Genomic DNA, 17,513 nt, shown 5'->3' with positions numbered 1-17,513 from the left:
GATGGCGGACGAAGACCGGGACGACCTCCGACCCGGCCCCCGGAGCTCCGGGCCCGCCGAGCGCCCCGTCGCCCTCGTCACCGGGGCGTCCTCCGGCATCGGCCGGGCCACCGCCGTCCGGCTGGCCGACGCCGGCTGGCACACCCTGCTCTCCGGCACCGACCGCACCCGCCTCGAGGAGCTCGCCGCCCGCACCGGCGGCGTCGCCCTGCCCGAGGACCTCAGCAAGCCGGACGGCCCCGCCCGCCTCGCCGAGGCCGCCGTCGCCGAGACCGGGCGGGTGGACGCGTTGGTGGCCAGCGCCGGCCTCGGGTGGCGCGGCGCCTTCGCCGACACCCCGTCGGACACCCTGGACCGGATGATCGAGGTCAACCTCGCCGCTCCGCTGCGGCTGGTCCGCCTCCTCCTGCCGGGCATGCTGGAGCGCCGCCACGGCCGGATCGTGCTGCTCGGCTCGATCGCCGGCCAGGTGGGCGTGCGCGACGAGTCGGGCTACGCGGCGACCAAGGGCGGGCTGGCGATGTTCGCGGAGAGCCTCTGGTACGAGCTGCGCGGCACCGGCGTCGGGGTGCGGCTGGTGCTGCCAGGAGCGGTGGACACGCCGTTCTTCGACCGGCGCGGCACGCCGTACCAGCGGGAGCGCCCGCGGCCCGTCCCGGCGGAGCGGGTCGCGGCCACCGTCGTCGCGACCATCACCACCGAGCGCGACCGCCTGTACGTGCCGCACTGGCTCGGGTTCCCGGCCCGGATCCACGGCGTGGCGCCGGGCGTGTTCCGGCGCATGGCCTCCCGCTTCGGGTGAGCTCCGGGTGAGCACGGCGACCAGGGTGCTCGGCGCCGCCGCGGCGGCCGAGTTCCTGCACCTGGCCCCGGCCGCGGTCCGCCTGCCGGTGCTGCGCCGCACGCTGGCCCGCCGCACCGCCGGCCACGGCACCGCCCCGGGGCACGTCGCACTGACCTTCGACGACGGCCCGGACCCGCGCAGCACTCCCTACGTCCTGGACGCGCTGGACGCCCTGGCCGGGCCCGGCCGGGTGCGGGCCACCTTCTTCCTGCTCGGCTCGATGCTGGAACGCGCCCCCGCCCTCGGCGCGGAGCTGGTGGCGCGCGGTCACGAGGTGGCCGTGCACGGCTGGTTCCACCGCTCCCAGTGGTACCCGGCCCCGGCCCGTGACCTTCGCGAACTGCGCCGAGCCGGGGCGGCGGTGACCGACCTGTGCGGGGCCCGCCCGCTCTGGTACCGCCCGCCGTACGGGGTGCTGACCGCCGGGCCCGCGCTGGCCGCCCGCCGCCTGGGCCTGCGCAGTGTGCTCTGGACGGTGTGGGGCCGGGACTGGACGGCGGAGGCCACCGGGCGCACCGTCCTCGAGACCGCCCGCCCCGGCCTCACCGCCGGCGCCACCCTCCTCCTGCACGACTCCGACTGCACCTCCGCCCCGGGTTCCTGGCGCGCCACGCTCGACGCGCTCCCGCTGATCGCGGCCCACTGTCGCGAGCACGGGCTCACCCTCGGTCCGCTGCGCGACCACGGCATCCCGCTGCCCTGAACGGCCGGGTCCGGTTCACCCGGTCCGGAGCCGGTGCCGTCGACTCGCGTGACCCGACGGCGTACCGACGCTCCCCTCAGTCGAGCCCGACTCGTTCGAGCGCGGCCGCGAAGCCCCGGTTCCAGCCGTCCGGGCTGGCTCCGGGGGAGGGGGCCGGCTCCGGGCGGTCGAGGGCGGCGAGCGCGTTGCGGACCACGTCGGCGGGCCGGGCGGTGGCGACGTCGGCGTGCCCGAGCTCCAGCTCGTGCTGCAGGTTGTCCCGCCCGTGCCCCTGGACGACGTCGAGCAGCAGCAGCCGCCGGCCGAGCGCGCGGGCCTCGCTGCAGGTGTCGCCGGAGCTGGTGACGACGAGGTCGGCGGCGGCCATCAGGGCCGGGATCCGGTCGGTGTACCCGAAGGGGCGCAGCCGCGGCTCCCGGCGGGCGGCCGCCCGCAGCCGGTCCTCCAGTTCCCGGTTGCGGCCGGCGACGGCGAGCACGTGCGGGCCGGCCGCGGCGAGCGAGGCGGCGGTGCGGGCGAGCGGCCCGAGGCCCCAGGAGCCTGACATCAGCAGCACGCACGGCCCGTTCGCCGGGACGCCCAGTTCGGCGCGGGCCGCGGCACGTGCGGGCGGCCGGTAGAACGGCTCCCGCAGCGGCGCGGGCAGAACGGAGACGTCGGCGTCCGGCCGGTAGCGGCGGACGGCGCAGGCGGCGACCTCCGAGGTGACCAGGAAGAGGTCGGTGCCCTCCTGCACCCAGAGCCGGTGCGGCGTCACGTCGGTGCAGAACACGAAGTGCCGGAAGCCGCGCTCCGGCAGCCGGTTGACGGCCGAGGTGGCGGTGGCGAAGACGGACACCACCAGCTGCGGCCGCTGCGCCGCGACCAGCTCCCGCAGGGCCGGGACCAGCCGGGCGCGGGCGGCGGCGTCGGCGAGCAGCGCGATCCGGGCGCCCGGGCGCAGCGCCGAGAAGTGAAAGGCGTCGTACACGCCGGGGAGATCGAGCAGCCGCCGGAACACGGCCTCCCCGGCGGCACCCGAGCGCTGGCCGAGCAGGGCCATCGCGTCCACGGTGCAGGTGGTCCAGCCCCGGGCCTGCAGGGTGTCGGCGCAGGCCTGGGCCATCACGTCGTGGCCCTGGCCGAGGGAGCCGGAGACCAGCAGCGCGTGCGGCACGGACGGCTCCGGTCAGGAGGCGGTGGGGGTGGCGGCGGTGGCCCGGTACCAGTCCGCGTACCGCCGCACGCCCTCGGCGAAGTTGGTCCGCGGGGACCAGCCGAGCAGCCGCTTGGCCTGGGCGGAGGAGATCCGCCGCCCGGCGTAGTCGGCCTTGCGGCCGTCGATGTGCTCGATGCTGACGGGCCCGAGCAGCTCGTCGACGGTGTCGGCGATGTCGCGCACCGAGACGGCCGTCGAGCCCTCCAGGGCGAAGGTCTGGTCCTCGGCGGCGAGCGAGAGCGCCCGGACGTGGGCGTCGGCCAGGTCCTCGACGTAGACGAAGTTGCGGCTCTGCCGGCCGTCCCCGGCGATGGTGATAGGCCGTCCGGTCAGCGCCGCCTGGACGAACCGGGCGACGACCAGCTCGTCGCGCATCCGGGGCCCGTACGGGATGCCGTAGCGCAGGATGGTGAAGTGCTGTCCGTAGAGCTCGCGGTAGCTGTGCACGAGCATCTCGGCGGCGAGCTTGGTGGCCACGTAGAGGTGCCCGCTGTGCTCCAGCTCGATCGGCACGTGCTCGTCCAGCTCCTGTTCCCCGCCGTCGAGTTGCTCGTCGGTGAGGGCGGCGCCGTAGACCCACACGGTGCTCGCCAGGACGGTGCGGCTGAGCCCGCTGCGCCGGGCGGCCTCCAGGACGGTCTCGGTGCCGTCGATGTTGGTGCGCACGGCGCGCACCGGGTCGGCGGAGACCTGTTCCACGTCGGCCATCGCGGCGAGGTGGTAGACCACTTCGCTGCCGGCCAGGGCGGCGGTGAGGGCCGGGAGGTCGAGGACGTCGATCCTGGCGTGTTCGGCGTCGGGGTTGAGGTACTTGTCGGTGGTGTCGACCGCGAGGACCTCGTGGCCGGCCGCGATCAGGTGGTCCACGACGTGTGAGCCGATGAATCCGCATCCCCCGGTGACGGCTATGCGCACGATCTCTCTCCTTGTCGAGCCCTTGTCGGTACGTGGTCTCTGCGTGGTCGAAGCGTGGTCGGCCCGGTCGGAGGTCCGGGCGGTCCCGTCCGGTGGGCCTGTCCGGCGAGCCGGGCGGCCCGGGCGGTCCCGGCGGTCCCTTCGGTCCCGGGCGGTCGGGCCGCGGGCGGTCCGGTCACCCGGCGAGCCGCCGGTGGACCGCCGAGACGGCCTCGATGACCTGCTCGGTCTCGTCCCCGGTCATGTCGGAGTGCACCGGCAGGCACACCTGCCGCGCGCAGACGTCCTCGGCGACGGGCAGCGCCTCGCGCCGGTAGGGGGCGAGCACGGGCTGCAGGTGCAGCGGCAGGTCGTACACCTCGCCGGACAGCCGCACCCCGTACTCCTCGGCGACCGCCCGCTTGAAGGCCGCGCGGTCCACCCCGGCGGGCAGCAGCGCCACGTACTTGTAGTAGTTGCCGCGGGAGCCGGGCGGTTCGAGCACCGGCTCCAGGCCGTCCAGCCCGGCCAGCGCCTCGTCGTAACGGCGGGCGACGGCCCGGCGGGTCTCGATGAACTCCTTGAGCCGGCGCAGGTGGACGGCGCCGACGGCGGCGTGCAGCTCGCTCATCCGCCAGGAGTAGCCGAGCCGTACGTGGTGGTTCGTGGTGAAGGAGCCCTTGCCCTGGTCACGGTAGGTGCGGGCCTCGTCGCGCAGCTCCGGCGACTCGGTGAGGACCATCCCGCCCTCGCCGCTGGTGGTGACCTTGGTCGGGTAGAAGGAGAAGGCCCCGGCCAGGCCGAAGGTCCCGGCGGCGCGCCCGTCGTGGCTGCTGCCGTGCGCGTGCGCGGCGTCCTCCACCAGCGGGATCCCGTGCCGGTCGCAGAGCGCGCGCAGCGCGCCGACCTCCGGGGTGACCAGCCCGCCGATGTGCACCAGCACGACGGCGGCGGTGTCCGGGGTGAGCGCCGCGGACAGCGTCGCGGGGGACAGGGCGAGCGTGGCCGGGTCGACGTCGGCGATCACCGGGCGCCCGCCCGCGTGCAGCACGGCGCCGGCCGTCGCGTAGAAGGTGACGGCGGGGACGACGACGTCGCGGCCCCGCACGTCGACGCTGCGCAGGATCACCTCCAGCGCGGCGGTGCCGCTGCTCACCGCGACGGCGTGGGAGGCGCCGTGCTCGGCGGCGAAGGCCTGTTCGAAGCGTTCGGTCCACGGGCCGAGGGTGAGGGCGCCGGTGGCGAGCATCTCCGTCACCGCGTCCGCGACGGCCGCGCGGTCGCTCTCGTCGAACACGATGCGGGCGGCTGGAACGCCCATGGGCACCTCCGGCGGCGGGCTGGGGTCAGCACCGATCGGGACGGGTCGCTCCGGACCGGGGCAGATCGGTCCGGGCCAGGCACATCACGCTACTTCGCCGGGCTGCCCGCGGCCCGTCGTCGCCGCCCGCACGGGTGACGCCGGGGCCGCGGCGGCCCGCCCGCCGGGGCCCCGCGGGGCCGCCGGAGACATCTCCGGGAGTAGGTACGACTGCTTCCGCCGCAGGCTGTGCGCTCCGCCGTACGGGGGAGGGGTGTACTGCGTCCGCAGTACGCAAACGGCCTGCGCAGGGACGACGACGGAGGAGGGGCCGGCGATCAAGGATTGGTCATGCTGCGGGCGGACCGCGCCGTGAGGCGTCGACCCGGCCGCGGCGCGCACTGTGCCCGACATCCCGAAGGAGTCCACTCTCCGTGGCCACGTTCCTGTACCGCCTGGGCCGATGGGCCTTCGTCCGGCGCCGGCTGGTGTCCCTGCTCTGGGTCGCCGTGCTGGCGGTCTGCGGAGTCCTGGCGGCCAAGGCGCCCGCCGCGCCCGACGACGGCTTCGCGATGCCCGGCACGGAGGCGCAGCAGGCCTTCGACCTGATGAACGAGCGCTTCCCCGGCGGGCACGCCGACGGCGCCTCGGCCCGGCTGGTCTTCGTCGCGCCGTCCGGGCAGAAGATCACCGCCGAGTCCAACCAGCAGGCGGTGGAGCGGACGGTCGCCGAGCTCGCCCACGCCCCGGAGGTCACCGGCACGGTCAGCCCGTTCAAGGCCGGTGCCGTCTCCAAGGACGGCACCACCGCCTACGCGACGGTGAGCTACTCGGTGAAGGCGGGCACGCTGTCCACGGGCGCCACCGACGCCCTGCAGCAGGCCGCCCAGCACGGGCGGGACGCCGGGCTGAAGGTCGAGGTCGGCGGCAACGCGCTGACGGCCAAGCCCGAGGCGGGCGGCAGCAGCGAGGCGATCGGCATGGCGCTGTCCGCGGTGGTCCTGGTGATCACCTTCGGTTCGCTGGTCGCCGCCGGGCTGCCGCTGCTCACCGCGGTGGTCGGCGTCGGCCTGGGCATGGCCCTGATCACCGCGTTCGGCAGCATGCTCGGTCTCTCCTCGACCACCGGCACGCTCGCGATGATGCTCGGCCTCGCGGTCGGCATCGACTACGCGGTGTTCATCGTCTCGCGCTACCGGGCCGAGCTCGCCGAGGGGCGCACCCCGCAGGAGGCCGCCGGCCGGGCCGTCGGCACCGCCGGGTCCGCGGTGGTGTTCGCCGGTCTCACCGTGGTCATCGCCCTCGCCGGGCTCTCGGTCGTGGGCATCCCGATCCTCGCCAAGATGGGCATGGCGGCCGCCGGCACCGTGGTCGTCGCCGTGCTGGTCGCGCTCACCCTGGTCCCCGCGCTGCTCGGCTTCATCGGCCGCCGGGTGCTGCCCCGCAAGGTCCGCACGGCCCGGGGCGCGGTCGAGCCGAAGCGCGAGAACGGCGGCTCCCGGTGGGCGCGGTTCGTGCTGCGCCGCCCGCTCGCCGTGCTGCTCGGCGGCGTGATCGGCCTCGGCGTGCTCGCCGCCCCCGCGCTCGACCTGCGGCTCGGCCTCCCGGGGGACGAGTCCAAGCCCGTCTCCACCACCCAGCGCCGTGCCTACGACCTGCTCTCCGAGGGCTTCGGCCCCGGCTTCAACGGGCCGCTGACGGTCCTGGTCGACGCCAAGGGCACCGCCGACCCGAAGGCCGCTGCGGGCGAGGTCGCCAAGACGGTCGCCGCGCTGCCCGGCGTGGTCTCGGTCGCCCCGCCGATGTTCAACAAGGCGGGCGACACCGCCCTGCTGAACGCGGTCCCCGCCACCGGTCCCAGCGAGGCCCGGACGAAGGACCTGGTCCATGCCATCCGCGGCCACGCCGACGGCCTCAGGTCGGCCACCGGCGCGACGGTCCTGGTCAGCGGCACGACGGCGATGAACATCGACGTCTCGCAGAAGCTCACCGACGCGCTCGTGCCCTACCTCGCGGTGGTCGTCGGCCTCGCCGTCATCCTGCTGCTGGTGGTCTTCCGCTCCGTCCTCGTCCCGCTGAAGGCGGCGCTCGGGTTCCTGCTCTCGGTGGCCGCCGCGCTCGGCGCGGTCGTCGCGGTCTTCCAGTGGGGGTGGCTGGCCGACCTCATCGGCGTCGAGCAGACCGGGCCGGTGATGAGCATGATGCCGATCTTCATGATCGGCGTGGTCTTCGGCCTCGCCATGGACTACGAGGTGTTCCTGGTCACCCGGATCCGCGAGGGCTTCGTCCACGGCGAGCGGCCCGCCGAGGCCATCGTCACCGGCTTCCGCCACAACGCCCGGGTGGTCACCGCCGCCGCCTTCATCATGATCGCCGTCTTCGCGGGGTTCATCGGGATGAGCGAGCCGATGATCAAGATGATGGGCCTGGGTCTGGCCGCGGCCGTCGCCTTCGACGCCTTCGTGGTCCGGATGACGATCGTGCCCGCGGTCCTGGCCCTGCTCGGCCGCCACGCCTGGTGGCTGCCGCGCTGGCTGGACCGGCTGATACCGGACGTCGACGTCGAGGGCAGCAAGCTGCAGACGGCGGCCCCGGAGCCGACCCCGGTCCGGGAGTCCGTCGGCGTGTAGCGCCGCACTCCGGGTGGGGCGGGCCCGTCCCGCCCTGCCCGACCCGGCGGTCCGTTCTGATCCGCGGGCCCGTCCGGCCCGCTGACCCTTCCCTCTGGTCCCTCCGGTCCCTCTGGTCCCTCCGGTCCCTCCGTCGGGGCCCGCCCCCTCCTCACGGGGGCGGGCCCCGGCCCGGACACCGGTTCGAGCCCGTACCGTTACCGTTGCTGTCGGGGCGCCACCGCGGCAGCCCCCCTCGACCCGGCCCGCCCCGCCCACCCGGGCGCGGCCCGGCACGACCTGGCAGACCCCGGCGAGGGTGCCGCCAGGGCACCCCCGACCCGGAGAGCACCACGATGAGCGACACCTGGCAGCGGCTGCGCCGCGACCACCCCCGGCTGTTCGACGTCGCCGGCGGCGCCACGCTGATCCTGATGACCGGCGTCGGCGCCACCGTCGACCAGACCGGCCACTACACCGGCTTCCGACCGCTCACCAGCATCATCGCGCTGCTCTCCGCCGTCACGGTGTTCGCCCACCGCCGCCACCCGCGCGCGGTGGTCGCCGTCACCCTGCTCTGCACGATGGCGCTCACCCTCACCAGCCCCCGGCTCACCTCCGGACTCGCCACCCCCCTGCTCGTCGCCCTCTACTTCCTCGCGGTCCGCACCGACCGCGCCACCGCGCTGCGCGCCTCCATCGCCACCGCCGCGCTGCTCACCGGCCTGTCCGTGCTGGCCGACGGCGTCGGCCCGATCGGCGAGCGGCTCGGTGTCCTCGCCTGGGCCCTGCTCCCCGGCGCCCTCGGCGACTCCATCCGCAACCGCCGCGCCCACCTCGCCGCCATCGAGGAGCGCGCCGAACGCGCCGAGCGCACCCGCGAGGAGGAGGCCCGCCGCCGGGTCGCCGACGAGCGGATCCGGATCGCCCGCGACCTGCACGACGTCGTCGCCCACCACATCGCCCTCGCCAACGCCCAGGCCGGCATCGCCGTCTACCTCATGGACAGCCACCCCACCCAGGCCCGCGAGGTGCTCAGCCACATCACCGACGCCACCGGCTCCGCACTCCAGGAGCTGCGCGCCACCGTCGGCCTGCTGCGCCGCGCCGAGGAGCGGGCCCCGCTCGAACCCGCCCCCGGCCTGGACCGGCTGCCGGAGCTGATCGGCGCCTTCGAACGCACCGGCCTGCCGGTCCGGCTCACCGTCGAGGGCGAGGCCCGGGCGCTGTCGCCCGGCGTCGACCTCACCGCCTACCGGATCGTCCAGGAGGCGCTGACCAACGTGGCCAGGCACGCCCGGGGCGCCGGCGCCGAGCTCACCCTGGCGTACCGCGGCAGCCGGGTCGCCGTCACCGTGGCCAACGGGCGCCCGCCGGCCGACGGGCACACCCGGCCCACCCTGCCGCCGCACGCGGCCCCGGGGGAGAGCGGCTTCGGCCTGATCGGCATGCGCGAGCGGGCCGCCGCTGTCGGCGGCCGCCTCACCGCGGACCGGTGCGCCGACGGCGGATTCCTGGTCACCGCCGAACTCCCGCTGCGCACCGGTGCCCGCGACGACGGCCCGGCCCGGGAGGGCGGCGTCGGCGGTGACGCCGTTCGGCGGGGCCCGCTGCGGGACGGCGTCGCGCGGTGCGCCGGCGGGGGCGAGGACCAGGACGCCCGGTCCGTTCGAGCCGCCCGGTCCGTCCGAGCCGTTCGACCCGTCCGTTCCGTTCCAGACGACAGGGGCCACGCATGACCATCCGGGTACTGCTCGCCGACGACCAGGCACTGCTGCGCGGTGCCTTCCGGGTCCTGATCGACGCCGAGGAGGACATGGAGGTGGTGGGGGAGGCCGCCGACGGCCACCAGGCCGTCGAGCTCGCCCGTGCCACCCGCCCCGACGTCGTCCTGATGGACATCCGGATGCCGGGCTCCGACGGCCTCGGTGCGACCGCAGCCATCTGCTCGGACGAGGAGTTGAGCGGCACCCGGGTGCTCATCCTCACCACCTTCGAGATCGACGAGTACGTGGCGCAGGCGCTGCGCGCGGGCGCCGGCGGCTTCCTGGGCAAGGGGGCGGACCCGGCCGAGCTGCTCGCCGCCGTCCGCACCGTCGCCGCCGGGGACGCCCTCCTCTCCCCGGCCGCCACCCGCGCCGTGATCGACCAGCTCCTCGCCCAGCCTGATCCGGCGGCCGGCGGCGCCTCCGAGCGGCTGGCCGTGCTGACCGCCCGCGAGCGCGAGGTCATGGCGATGGCCGCCACCGGACTCACCAACGAGGAGATCGCCGAGCGGATGTTCGTCAGCCCGTTCACCGTGCGGACCCACGTCCACCGTGCGATGGCCAAGCTCGACGCCCGGGACCGCGCCCAACTCGTGGCCATCGCCTACCAGTCCGGTCTGGTTCCGCCCGGCCGGCCGAGCTGACCGGCGCCGGCCGTCGCCGTGGCACCACCGGCGCGGCACCACCGCTTCCGTGGCGGCACCACCGCCGTGACATAACCCGCCGCGACACGGTCGAATCCTGATCTGAGAAATCGTCAAAGTCTGGCCGAATGTTAATGATTCGGCCTTCAGCCTGCCCGAAAACGTCCTCCGAACTGGTGTATCCGCGAGTAGTCTGCCGGTGACTCAGGATGAGGAGGATGGTCGTGGAAACGAAGGACACGGCAGGCGAGGTGCGGACTTTCCAGCCGTTGCCCGGGCGTCCGGCGGACGCCGCGCAGGACTTCGACCTGCGGCTGACCCGGCTGCTGGGCCTGCTCGGGGTCGACGCCGCCTACGGGCCCGACTTCCCGAGCGCGGCGCGGTGGGAGGTCCACAAGGCGCTCGCGGGCCGGTCGGACCTGCCCGAGGAGTACTTCCAGGCGCTGCTGGAGGCCGCGGTCCACGACCCCAACCCGAGCTTCAACCGGCGCTTCGTCGAGCCGGCGCTGCTCGCCTTCGGCCAGCGCAGGGTCCGGCTGACCCTGCTCGGCTACCTGCACACCGGCACCAACGCCGAGCGGGCCGGCGCCGCCCGGGCCTGGTACTGGACGTCCCTGTCCGTCGGGGACGCCCGCAACCGGGCCGCCGAGGACGAGGGGTCGACCGTCCGGGACGCCTGGTACCAGGCCGCGCTGCGGGAGTTCGTGGCCAACGAGGACCTCGACGTCCGGCGCTCCATCCTCCCCGGGCTGCCCCTCGTGCCGCGCGCCTACCCGGCGCAGCTGCACGCCCTGGTGGAGACCGCGGTGGCCATCGCGCGTTCGCACCCCGACGAGTACATCCGCCACCGCGCCGAGGTCCAGGTCGCCCTCTGACCGGTTCCCCTGGGTTCGCGCCCGGCAGGTTCGCACCGGTCGGGTGCGTGCCGGTCGGGTGCGTGCCGGTCGGGTGCGTGCCGGTCGGGTTCGTGCCGGTCGGGTTCGTGTAAGTCGAGTTGGTGTAAGTCGAGTTGGTGTAGGTCGGGTTCGTGCCCGGCAGGTTCGTGCCCGGAGCGTGAATTCAGGGTGCCACCACGACGAGGTTCCTGTTCGTGTGCGATCCTGCGCGCGCCGGCGACGCATGCCGTGCGGTCGGGCCGAACCCGGGGCGGTCCGGACGTCCGGACCGGTCCCCCGGCGTGCGGGTGGCGCGGGCGGGGTGGAGCGGTCCGCGGTGGCGGCGGACCGCTCCACCGGCCGTCCGATCAGCCCGTCTTGACGGTGATCTCGCCGATGTCGGTGCCGAGGTCCAGGCGGTACTTGCCGTTCGGGTCGTTCTGGACGCCGATGTGCTTCTCGCCCAGGTCGGTCGAGGCACTGACGTGGTAGGCGGCGGTCGGCACCGTCACCTTGATCTCGCCGTTGGAGGTCCTCGCCGTGATGTCCTGGGCCTTGCCGGGGGTGAGCGTGATCCCGCCGTTGTCGGTCTTGGCGTGGACCTTGTCGCCCTTGAGCGTGGTCCCCTTGATGTCGCCGTTGTCGGTGCGCACGTCGACCGCCCCGGCCACGTCGTCGAGCGCGATGTCGCCCGAACTGGTGTGCACCGTGACCTCTCCGACCTGCGAGAGCTTGACCCCGCCCGAGGACGTCCCGCCGCTGATCGGCAGCCCCGGCGGCAGCTCGACGGTGTAGTCCACCGAGCAGTTGCGTCCGCAGCCGCCCAGCACCAGCACGCCGCCCTCCACCCGGGTGGTCGCGCCGGGCTTGTCGCTCCGGTAGGTGATCGCGCGGTGCACCGCGGCCTGGGTGGCGCCGGCCTTGCCGCGGACGGTCACGTCCCCGGCGGAGGTGTCCAGCCGCACGGCGGTGATCCGGTCCGAGACGGTCGCGTCGTCGTCGAACCTCGTCCCGACCGGGTTGCAGGCGCTGAGTACCCCGACCGCCAGCCCGCCGACCGCGAGCGCCCCTGCGTAACGCTGGTAGTGACCCATGATCAGTTCCCCCCACATCGTGCACATCGTGCGTGTTCGTCCCGTGAAAACCCCGTATGACCGCTCCTGTCCGGAGCCGTCCCGACGACAGTAACCGCGCGTGGTGGCCCGGGTCGGTGGTATTAACCCCCCAATGCACCCGGAGGCAGCCCGTACCCGCGGGCCCCGCGCCCGGCCGTCACCACCCCGTCACCCACCGGCAGCCGCGCCGACGGATCCGCCCCGACCCGCGGCCCCTCCCCGCCCGTTCCGGAGCCCACGGGCCACCGCGAGGTGCCGGCCCGCCTATCCCTCATCGGTCTCCTGGCCGACGGCTTCGTTGGCGCGGTCGATCTCGGCCATGTGCTCCTCCGCCCGGGTCCGCAGCCCCGCGAGCGCGGGACGAACGGCGTCCGGCTCAACGTCGCGATCGCCGGGGACGGACCGGCGGTCCTCCTGCTGCACGGCTTCCCGCACACCTGGCGGCTCTGGGGCGGCATCATGGGCCGGCTGGCCGGGCGGTACCGGGTCATCGCCCCGGACCTGCGAGGCTTCGGTGCCACTACCGGGCCCTGCCCACCAGCGCGCAGCAGATCCAGGACGCCGTGGCGACGGCCCGGCTGACCATGCCCACCATGGCCGTCGGTTCGCACCCCGTCGGCACCGGGCTCGAACGCCAACTCCGTCCCGTCGCCGACGACCTGGTCGGACACCAGCTCCAGGATTGCGGCCACATCATCCCCCTCGACCGCCCGGACGCCTTGTTCGCGCTCCTCGCCCCCTTCCTCTCCGCCGATCTGCGGAGTGACCGGAGCGGAGCCGAAGGAGAAGGCGGCGATGACGGTGACGCGACGCCGGTAGCACCGGGCAGGACCGCAGAGGGCGTTCTGCTCCCGGTGCCCTGCTCGTCCGCCGCACGCCGATCGTCACCCGAACAGGGGGTGTGAGGGGGATTCGGCGGACTGCGGAGGCCGGGCGGCCTACGCTGCGAACGGGCGGGCCGGGTGCCGGCCGAGGCCGTCCGAGGGATTCGAGGAGGAGCCCGTGTCATCGTCCTGCGACCCCCAGGACGCCCCCGTCGGTGATGTGGGGGCGGCGCTCATGGTGATCGACTCGCGGCTCAGGGCCGTGTACGGGGGAAGGACCGATCCCGACCCCGAACAGCAGCGGCTGGTCGCCCAGTTCGCCGATTCTCTGGGCCCCGATGGGTTCGACGCGTTGTTGGACGGCGCCTGCACGCTCATCTTCATGTACATGAACTGGCTGCGGACGGTCTGCGAGAACCACGACGAGGACGTCATCGAGTACGTGGTGCCCGGCATGGTGGCCACGATGCGGATGATGCCCCTGACCTTCCGTCCCGAGGTGGTCCCCACCATGGCGGGCCTGCTGGTCGCCGCGGGCAGTGGTCTGAGCCCCAACCTGTGGCGCGCGCAGTACGGGCCCTGGACCGATGCCGAGATGAATCCGCTGGAGGCCACGGCCGCCCTGCTCGCGGAGCGCATCAACCGGATGTCCGGCGGCGACCAGGACTTCGCCACCCGGCTGATCACCGACGCCCTGTCCGGTCTCGACGAGGACTGACCCGCCCGGGCCCGGCACGGGCGGTCCTGGCCGGTCCTGGCCGGCTCCGGCCCGGGCGGGGCCGGCGCGCCGAAGGCCCTGCCGGATCCGCCGTCCCGGCAGGGCCTGCGCGTCGCGCGGTTCCGCGTCTCAGTAGCGCTTGATCGCGGTGATCCACGCCTTGTTCGCCTGGGCGACGCCGTCGTACGCGCCGGGCCACTGGCGGGCGGGGGCGCCGTCGTCGGTGCGCCAGTCGGCGATCTCCAGCATCAGCGCCGAGTTGAAGTTGGCGAGGGCGAGTTCGCCGCGGTCGCCGAGGGTGCCGGCGTAGTTCCAGTGCTGGTTGCCGCCCCAGGTGCAGGCCCACTGGCGGGCGGGGGCTCCGGGGTCGGTGCGCCAGTCGGCGATCTCCAGGCACTTGCCGGAGTTGCGGTTCACCAGCTCGAAGCCGCCGTTGTCGGGCACGTAGTCCCACATCTGATTGGCGCCGCCGGTGCAGGCCCACTGGCGGGCGGGGGCGCCGTCGTCGGTGCGCCAGTCGGCGATCTCCAGGCACTTGCCGGAGTTGGCGTTGACCAGCGTGCTGGAGGTCGGGTTGCCGAAGCTGCCGCCGGCGGCGGAGGCGGGGGCGGCCGGCAGGGCGGCGGCCAGGGCCAGGGCGGCGCCGGCGGCGACCGCGGCCGCGGCCGGTCGGACGCGGGGGGAGGTGGTGCGGAGGGTCAAGGCGGACCGGTCCCTTGGGGAAGTGCTCGCGGGCGGAGCTCGTGGGGGAGAGGGGAGAGGGCGGGGCACGGCGGACGCCCGGTACCCGGATCCGCGTCGGACCGGGCCCCGGCACAGTGCCGCAGGGCCCGTCCCCCACAGCCCGGACACGTGCCCGGACCGCCGACGCGCGAGAACTCTACGCAGGCACGGGTAAACCCCGGGCCAGGTGATGATCAAGATTCGGTACGGTCGTCCTCTCGCGGGTCATGGGCCGAGGAGCCTGCCTCGACGCGGGGGCCGACCGTGGCCGGGCCGTCCGCCGGATGACCGCCCGTCAGCCGGGCGCCGTACCGCCCCCGTCCGGGGCGTCGTCGCGGACCCATCCCCGGCGGCGTACCGCCCCCCACCCCCGGGTGTCGTCGTCGCACCCCATTGCATATCAGGGCCCTGATACATGTAAGGTCTCTGTTTAACCTGATGCTGCGCCACCCCGCCCGGAGGAACGATCGTGACCAGCCACGCCCCGCTCGACCGCATCGTCGCCGGCACCGGACCGGGTCTCGTCCTCATTCACGGCACCGGCGCCGAGGCCGCCTCCAACTGGGGCCCCCTCATCGACGCGGTGCGCGACCGCTACACCGTCGTCGCCCCGAACCTGCCCGGCGCGGGCGGCACCGCCCCCGAACCGGACCCCCTCGACCTCGACCACCTCGCCGACCGGGTCGTCGCCACCGTCCGCGCCGCCGGGCTCCACCGCTTCCACCTGGTCGGCCACTCGGTGGGCGCCGCCGTCGCCACTGCCGTCGCGGCCCGCCACCCCGGCGCCGTCGCCTCGCTCGTCCTGCACGCCGGATGGGTCAGGACGACCCCGCGCGAGGCCTTCATGTTCGACCTGTGGGCACGCCTGCTGCGCACCGACCGGGACCTACTGGCCCGCGAACTGGTCCTCACCGCGATGGGCCCCGACCTCCTCGCCGCCCTCGACGACGCCCAGTTCGCCGAGATGGCCGCGAGCTTCACCGCCATGCTCGACGACCGCATCCTCGGCCAGATCGAGCTGGACGCCCGGGTCGACCTGCGCGACGCGATGGGCCGCATCAGCGCGCCCACCCTCGTGCTGGCCAGCGCGGACGACCGGGTCATCCCGCCGCACCACCAGCGCGAACTCGCCGCCGCCATCGCCCGCGCCGAGTACCTGGAGGTCCCGGGCGGGCACGGCCTGCCGTTCGAGGACCCGGACCGCTTCTTCTCGGCCGTCACCGAGTACGTGGACAAGTGCCAGGCCCGGGAGGCCGCGGCCGCCGCCACCTGATCCCCGGCATCCCCGGCGCCCCACCCACCCGGCCGGCCGGCCGTCTGACCGGCCGGCCGTCTCCGGCCCCGCGGTCGGCCCCGCGGTCGGACGCGGGGCCGACCGTCAGCGCCCGCCACGGTCGGCGGCCGCGACCTCGCTCACCGCGTCGGCGACGGCGCGGTGGTCCTTCTTCAGGATCGCCCCGTGGTTGCTCGCGACCTTCGCGCTGACCTCGATGTTCGGGTTGCGGGTGGTCACGCCGTCGAGGCTGGTGCGGATCCGCTCCTGCTCGTCGCCGCGGCTCCCGAGGGAGGACCCCGACGCGACCACGTACCGCACCGGGACGGTGATGCCGTCCAGCACGGGGCCCAGAGCGCTCTCGCGGGAGATCCGCCCGAGCTCGATGTTGCAGTCCGACATCTCGTCGGCCGTCATCCGCGGGGTCAGGCCGGTCGGGCGCGCCAGCGGGAGGAACCAGCTCCACTGCCGGAACTGCTTGCGGATCCGCTGTTCCATGGCCTCGTCCAGCCAGTCGTACGGGAAGGCGCCGTCGACCAGGACCGCGCCCAGGGCGCGCTGCGGGTTCCTGGCGGCCCAGTGCGCCGCCACGAACGCCCCGTAGGACCAGCCCACCACCAGCGCCCGGTCCACGCCGCGGGCCGCGAGGACGGCGTCGACGTCGCGGACGGCGGCCTCGAAGGAGTAGTCGGCCGAGCGCCCGGACTTCCGGCCGCGGGCCCGCTCGTCGTAGGTGATGTGCCGCCAGTCCGTCCCCAGGTCGGTGATGACGTGCCGCCAGTACCCCTGGGTGGCGAACTGGCCGTTGAGGTAGAGCACGGGAATGCCGGGGCCGCCGCTGTCGGTGACGGCCAGGGCCGTGTCGTCGACCGGGACCATGCCGGTCCACTGCCGGGCGGTCGAGGTGCTGCTGTTCTTCGCCATGGTGTTCCCCCTGGTCGTGTCGTGATGAGTCGTGCTGCGTTGCGTCGGGCCGCGCCGGGTTGCCGTTGCACCGTGTTGCGCCGGGCCGGGTCGGGTCGTGCAGGGTCGTGCCGGTGTGCCGGGGCGCCCCGGTGGTGTTCCGTCAGAGGCTGCGCGCGGTGATGTCGCCCTGGGATGTGGTGGCGCGGATGTCGAGTCCGGGGGTGCCGTCGTTGCGCAGGGCGTTGCTGATGCGGCCGTGGCCGGTGCCGGCGTCGAGGGTGGCCGAGACGCCGGCGGCGGCACCGACGGTGATGTCGCCGGACTGGGTGCCGAGCACGACCGCTCCGCGCACCGCCTCGGTGATCCGGATGTCGCCGCGTGCGGTGCTGATCCGGGCGGGGCCGGTGAGGCGGCCGATCTCGACGTCGCCGTCGACCGCGGTCAGGCGCACGCTCGCCGCCTCGTCGATCTTGATCTGCCGGTACGCGCCGTCGAAGTGGACGTCGCCGAGGCGGCCGACGCCGCGCAGCTCGCAGCTGGCGGTCCTGGCCTCGACGCGGGAGCCGACGGGCAGTTTGACGGTGACCTCCAGGGCTCCCGAGGGGCCGAAGAGCCGGTTCGCCGGTTCGGGGGTGCTGATCCGGAGGACGCCGTCGGCGTGGGTGACGGTGGTCTGCTCGGCGGTCTGGACGTCGCGGCCCTTGGCGGGGTTGGCGGGCCGGACCTCGACGGTGGTGTCGCCGCGGTCGGCGGCGATGAACTGGACGCGCCCGGCCGGGATGTCCAGGACGGCGGCGATCGGGGCGGGGGTGTCGAACTTCTGCATCGTGCGCTCCTGTGCTCGGTTGCCTGCGTGCCGTTTTCTGACAAGAGAAACGCTACGTTGCTTTCCATATCTCGGCAACACGCTCGTTGCGCAAAAACTCTTACTCTGCAGGTCAAGTGACAGTTTTCATTGCAATGGTCTCTCGCCTAACGCAACGCCAGTGACTCGCGGCATTGCAATGGGTTGGAGGTGAACGCTATGGTGAGGGCGCAGGGCCCCGGCGAAGGGGAACCGGGGGGCGCCGAGGGATGCCGAGGGCCACGAGGAACAACGCCAGGGGTCGTGAAGTGCGCCG

The 17,513-nt window shown here is 74.4% G+C and carries 16 protein-coding genes and 1 pseudogene; 9 read left to right on the top strand and 8 right to left on the bottom strand.

What is annotated here, in order from left to right; all coding sequences use genetic code 11:
* Position 1 precedes the first annotated feature (1 nt).
* Together ACIRS1_RS19850 and ACIRS1_RS19845 are read left to right on the top strand one after the other, a co-directional pair.
* On the top strand, positions 2-802 hold the full coding sequence (locus ACIRS1_RS19850; protein ID WP_402841448.1) for an SDR family NAD(P)-dependent oxidoreductase: 801 nt from the start codon (positions 2-4) through the stop codon (positions 800-802).
* Between the two features lie 7 nt (positions 803-809).
* On the top strand, positions 810-1,547 hold the full coding sequence (locus ACIRS1_RS19845) for a polysaccharide deacetylase family protein (RefSeq protein ID WP_402841445.1): 738 nt from the start codon (positions 810-812) through the stop codon (positions 1,545-1,547).
* Positions 1,548-1,623: 76 nt separating this feature from the next.
* Here the strand turns inward: ACIRS1_RS19845 and ACIRS1_RS19840 are convergent, their stop codons facing one another.
* The 3 genes from ACIRS1_RS19840 to ACIRS1_RS19830 all read right to left on the bottom strand — a co-directional run bounded on the left by ACIRS1_RS19840 (position 1,624) and on the right by ACIRS1_RS19830 (position 4,960).
* Positions 1,624-2,703: a hypothetical protein gene (locus tag ACIRS1_RS19840; protein WP_402841442.1), complete on the bottom strand. Its 1,080-nt coding sequence runs from the start codon at positions 2,701-2,703 to the stop codon at positions 1,624-1,626.
* Between the two features lie 12 nt (positions 2,704-2,715).
* Positions 2,716-3,660 (bottom strand): NAD-dependent epimerase/dehydratase family protein, encoded by a 945-nt coding sequence (locus ACIRS1_RS19835; RefSeq protein WP_360206523.1) that lies wholly within the window; start codon positions 3,658-3,660, stop codon positions 2,716-2,718.
* Between the two features lie 175 nt (positions 3,661-3,835).
* A complete protein-coding gene (locus ACIRS1_RS19830; RefSeq protein ID WP_402841439.1) occupies positions 3,836-4,960 on the bottom strand; it encodes a DegT/DnrJ/EryC1/StrS family aminotransferase in 1,125 nt (374 codons plus the stop codon).
* Positions 4,961-5,373: 413 nt separating this feature from the next.
* Between ACIRS1_RS19830 and ACIRS1_RS19825 the strand changes: the two genes are divergently transcribed.
* The 4 genes from ACIRS1_RS19825 (at position 5,374) to ACIRS1_RS19810 (ending at position 10,833) form a co-directional block, all read left to right on the top strand.
* Positions 5,374-7,569: an MMPL family transporter gene (locus ACIRS1_RS19825; protein WP_402841436.1), complete on the top strand. Its 2,196-nt coding sequence runs from the start codon at positions 5,374-5,376 to the stop codon at positions 7,567-7,569.
* Between the two features lie 335 nt (positions 7,570-7,904).
* Positions 7,905-9,287 (top strand): sensor histidine kinase, encoded by a 1,383-nt coding sequence (locus tag ACIRS1_RS19820; RefSeq protein ID WP_402841433.1) that lies wholly within the window; start codon positions 7,905-7,907, stop codon positions 9,285-9,287.
* The gene (locus ACIRS1_RS19815; protein WP_387900146.1) at positions 9,284-9,958 is read left to right on the top strand and encodes a response regulator; all 675 of its coding nucleotides are present in this window, start codon (positions 9,284-9,286) and stop codon (positions 9,956-9,958) included. The genes ACIRS1_RS19820 and ACIRS1_RS19815 overlap by 4 nt, the downstream gene beginning before the upstream one ends.
* Before the next feature lie 224 nt (positions 9,959-10,182).
* Complete coding sequence (locus ACIRS1_RS19810) at positions 10,183-10,833, top strand: hypothetical protein (RefSeq protein WP_360206508.1); 651 nt, start codon at positions 10,183-10,185, stop codon at positions 10,831-10,833.
* A 368-nt stretch (positions 10,834-11,201) separates the two neighbouring features.
* Here the strand turns inward: ACIRS1_RS19810 and ACIRS1_RS19805 are convergent, their stop codons facing one another.
* Positions 11,202-11,945, bottom strand: coding sequence for a DUF4097 family beta strand repeat-containing protein (locus ACIRS1_RS19805; protein WP_360206506.1), 744 nt, complete (start codon positions 11,943-11,945; stop codon positions 11,202-11,204).
* Positions 11,946-12,212: 267 nt separating this feature from the next.
* Positions 12,213-12,371: a hypothetical protein gene (locus ACIRS1_RS19800; RefSeq protein WP_402841630.1), complete on the bottom strand. Its 159-nt coding sequence runs from the start codon at positions 12,369-12,371 to the stop codon at positions 12,213-12,215.
* Between ACIRS1_RS19800 and ACIRS1_RS19795 the strand changes: the two are divergent.
* A pseudogene (locus tag ACIRS1_RS19795) lies at positions 12,336-12,706 on the top strand (alpha/beta fold hydrolase); the annotation flags it as partial. The gene ACIRS1_RS19800 and the pseudogene ACIRS1_RS19795 sit on opposite strands and share 36 nt — an antisense overlap.
* Before the next feature lie 244 nt (positions 12,707-12,950).
* Complete coding sequence (locus ACIRS1_RS19790; RefSeq protein WP_402841428.1) at positions 12,951-13,490, top strand: hypothetical protein; 540 nt, start codon at positions 12,951-12,953, stop codon at positions 13,488-13,490.
* A 129-nt stretch (positions 13,491-13,619) separates the two neighbouring features.
* Here ACIRS1_RS19790 and ACIRS1_RS19785 read toward each other — a convergent pair whose 3' ends face one another.
* Positions 13,620-14,192, bottom strand: coding sequence for an RICIN domain-containing protein (locus tag ACIRS1_RS19785; RefSeq protein ID WP_402841426.1), 573 nt, complete (start codon positions 14,190-14,192; stop codon positions 13,620-13,622).
* 490 nt (positions 14,193-14,682) lie between these two features.
* On the opposite strand from ACIRS1_RS19785, the gene ACIRS1_RS19780 reads away from it, so the two are divergent.
* Positions 14,683-15,486 carry an alpha/beta fold hydrolase gene (locus ACIRS1_RS19780; RefSeq protein ID WP_402841424.1) on the top strand — a complete coding sequence of 268 codons (804 nt, stop codon included), beginning with the start codon at positions 14,683-14,685 and terminating at the stop codon, positions 15,484-15,486.
* Between the two features lie 105 nt (positions 15,487-15,591).
* Here ACIRS1_RS19780 and ACIRS1_RS19775 read toward each other — a convergent pair whose 3' ends face one another.
* Together ACIRS1_RS19775 and ACIRS1_RS19770 are read right to left on the bottom strand one after the other, a co-directional pair.
* On the bottom strand, positions 15,592-16,410 hold the full coding sequence (locus ACIRS1_RS19775; RefSeq protein ID WP_402841421.1) for an alpha/beta fold hydrolase: 819 nt from the start codon (positions 16,408-16,410) through the stop codon (positions 15,592-15,594).
* A 142-nt stretch (positions 16,411-16,552) separates the two neighbouring features.
* The gene (locus tag ACIRS1_RS19770; protein WP_387900150.1) at positions 16,553-17,218 is read right to left on the bottom strand and encodes a DUF4097 family beta strand repeat-containing protein; all 666 of its coding nucleotides are present in this window, start codon (positions 17,216-17,218) and stop codon (positions 16,553-16,555) included.
* Positions 17,219-17,513: the final 295 nt, after the last annotated feature.

Origin of the sequence: Kitasatospora sp. NPDC101176, assembly GCF_044768035.1 — a bacterium.
Taxonomy (GTDB): Bacteria; Actinomycetota; Actinomycetes; order Streptomycetales; family Streptomycetaceae; genus Kitasatospora.
The sequence above is the reverse complement of the archived record's forward strand: the minus strand, read 5'-3'. Positions and strand labels throughout refer to the sequence as shown.

Bases quoted from the DNA above. Each gene is read 5' to 3' on its own strand.
- ACIRS1_RS19820 (WP_402841433.1), top strand. From the start codon at position 7,905: ATGAGCGACACCTGGCAGCGGCTGCGCCGCGACCACCCCCGGCTGTTC.
- ACIRS1_RS19805 (WP_360206506.1), bottom strand. From the start codon at position 11,945: ATGTGGGGGGAACTGATCATGGGTCACTACCAGCGTTACGCAGGGGCG.
- ACIRS1_RS19830 (WP_402841439.1), bottom strand. From the start codon at position 4,960: ATGGGCGTTCCAGCCGCCCGCATCGTGTTCGACGAGAGCGACCGCGCG.
- ACIRS1_RS19770 (WP_387900150.1), bottom strand. From the start codon at position 17,218: ATGCAGAAGTTCGACACCCCCGCCCCGATCGCCGCCGTCCTGGACATC.
- ACIRS1_RS19775 (WP_402841421.1), bottom strand. From the start codon at position 16,410: ATGGCGAAGAACAGCAGCACCTCGACCGCCCGGCAGTGGACCGGCATG.
- ACIRS1_RS19850 (WP_402841448.1), top strand. From the start codon at position 2: ATGGCGGACGAAGACCGGGACGACCTCCGACCCGGCCCCCGGAGCTCC.
- ACIRS1_RS19815 (WP_387900146.1), top strand. From the start codon at position 9,284: ATGACCATCCGGGTACTGCTCGCCGACGACCAGGCACTGCTGCGCGGT.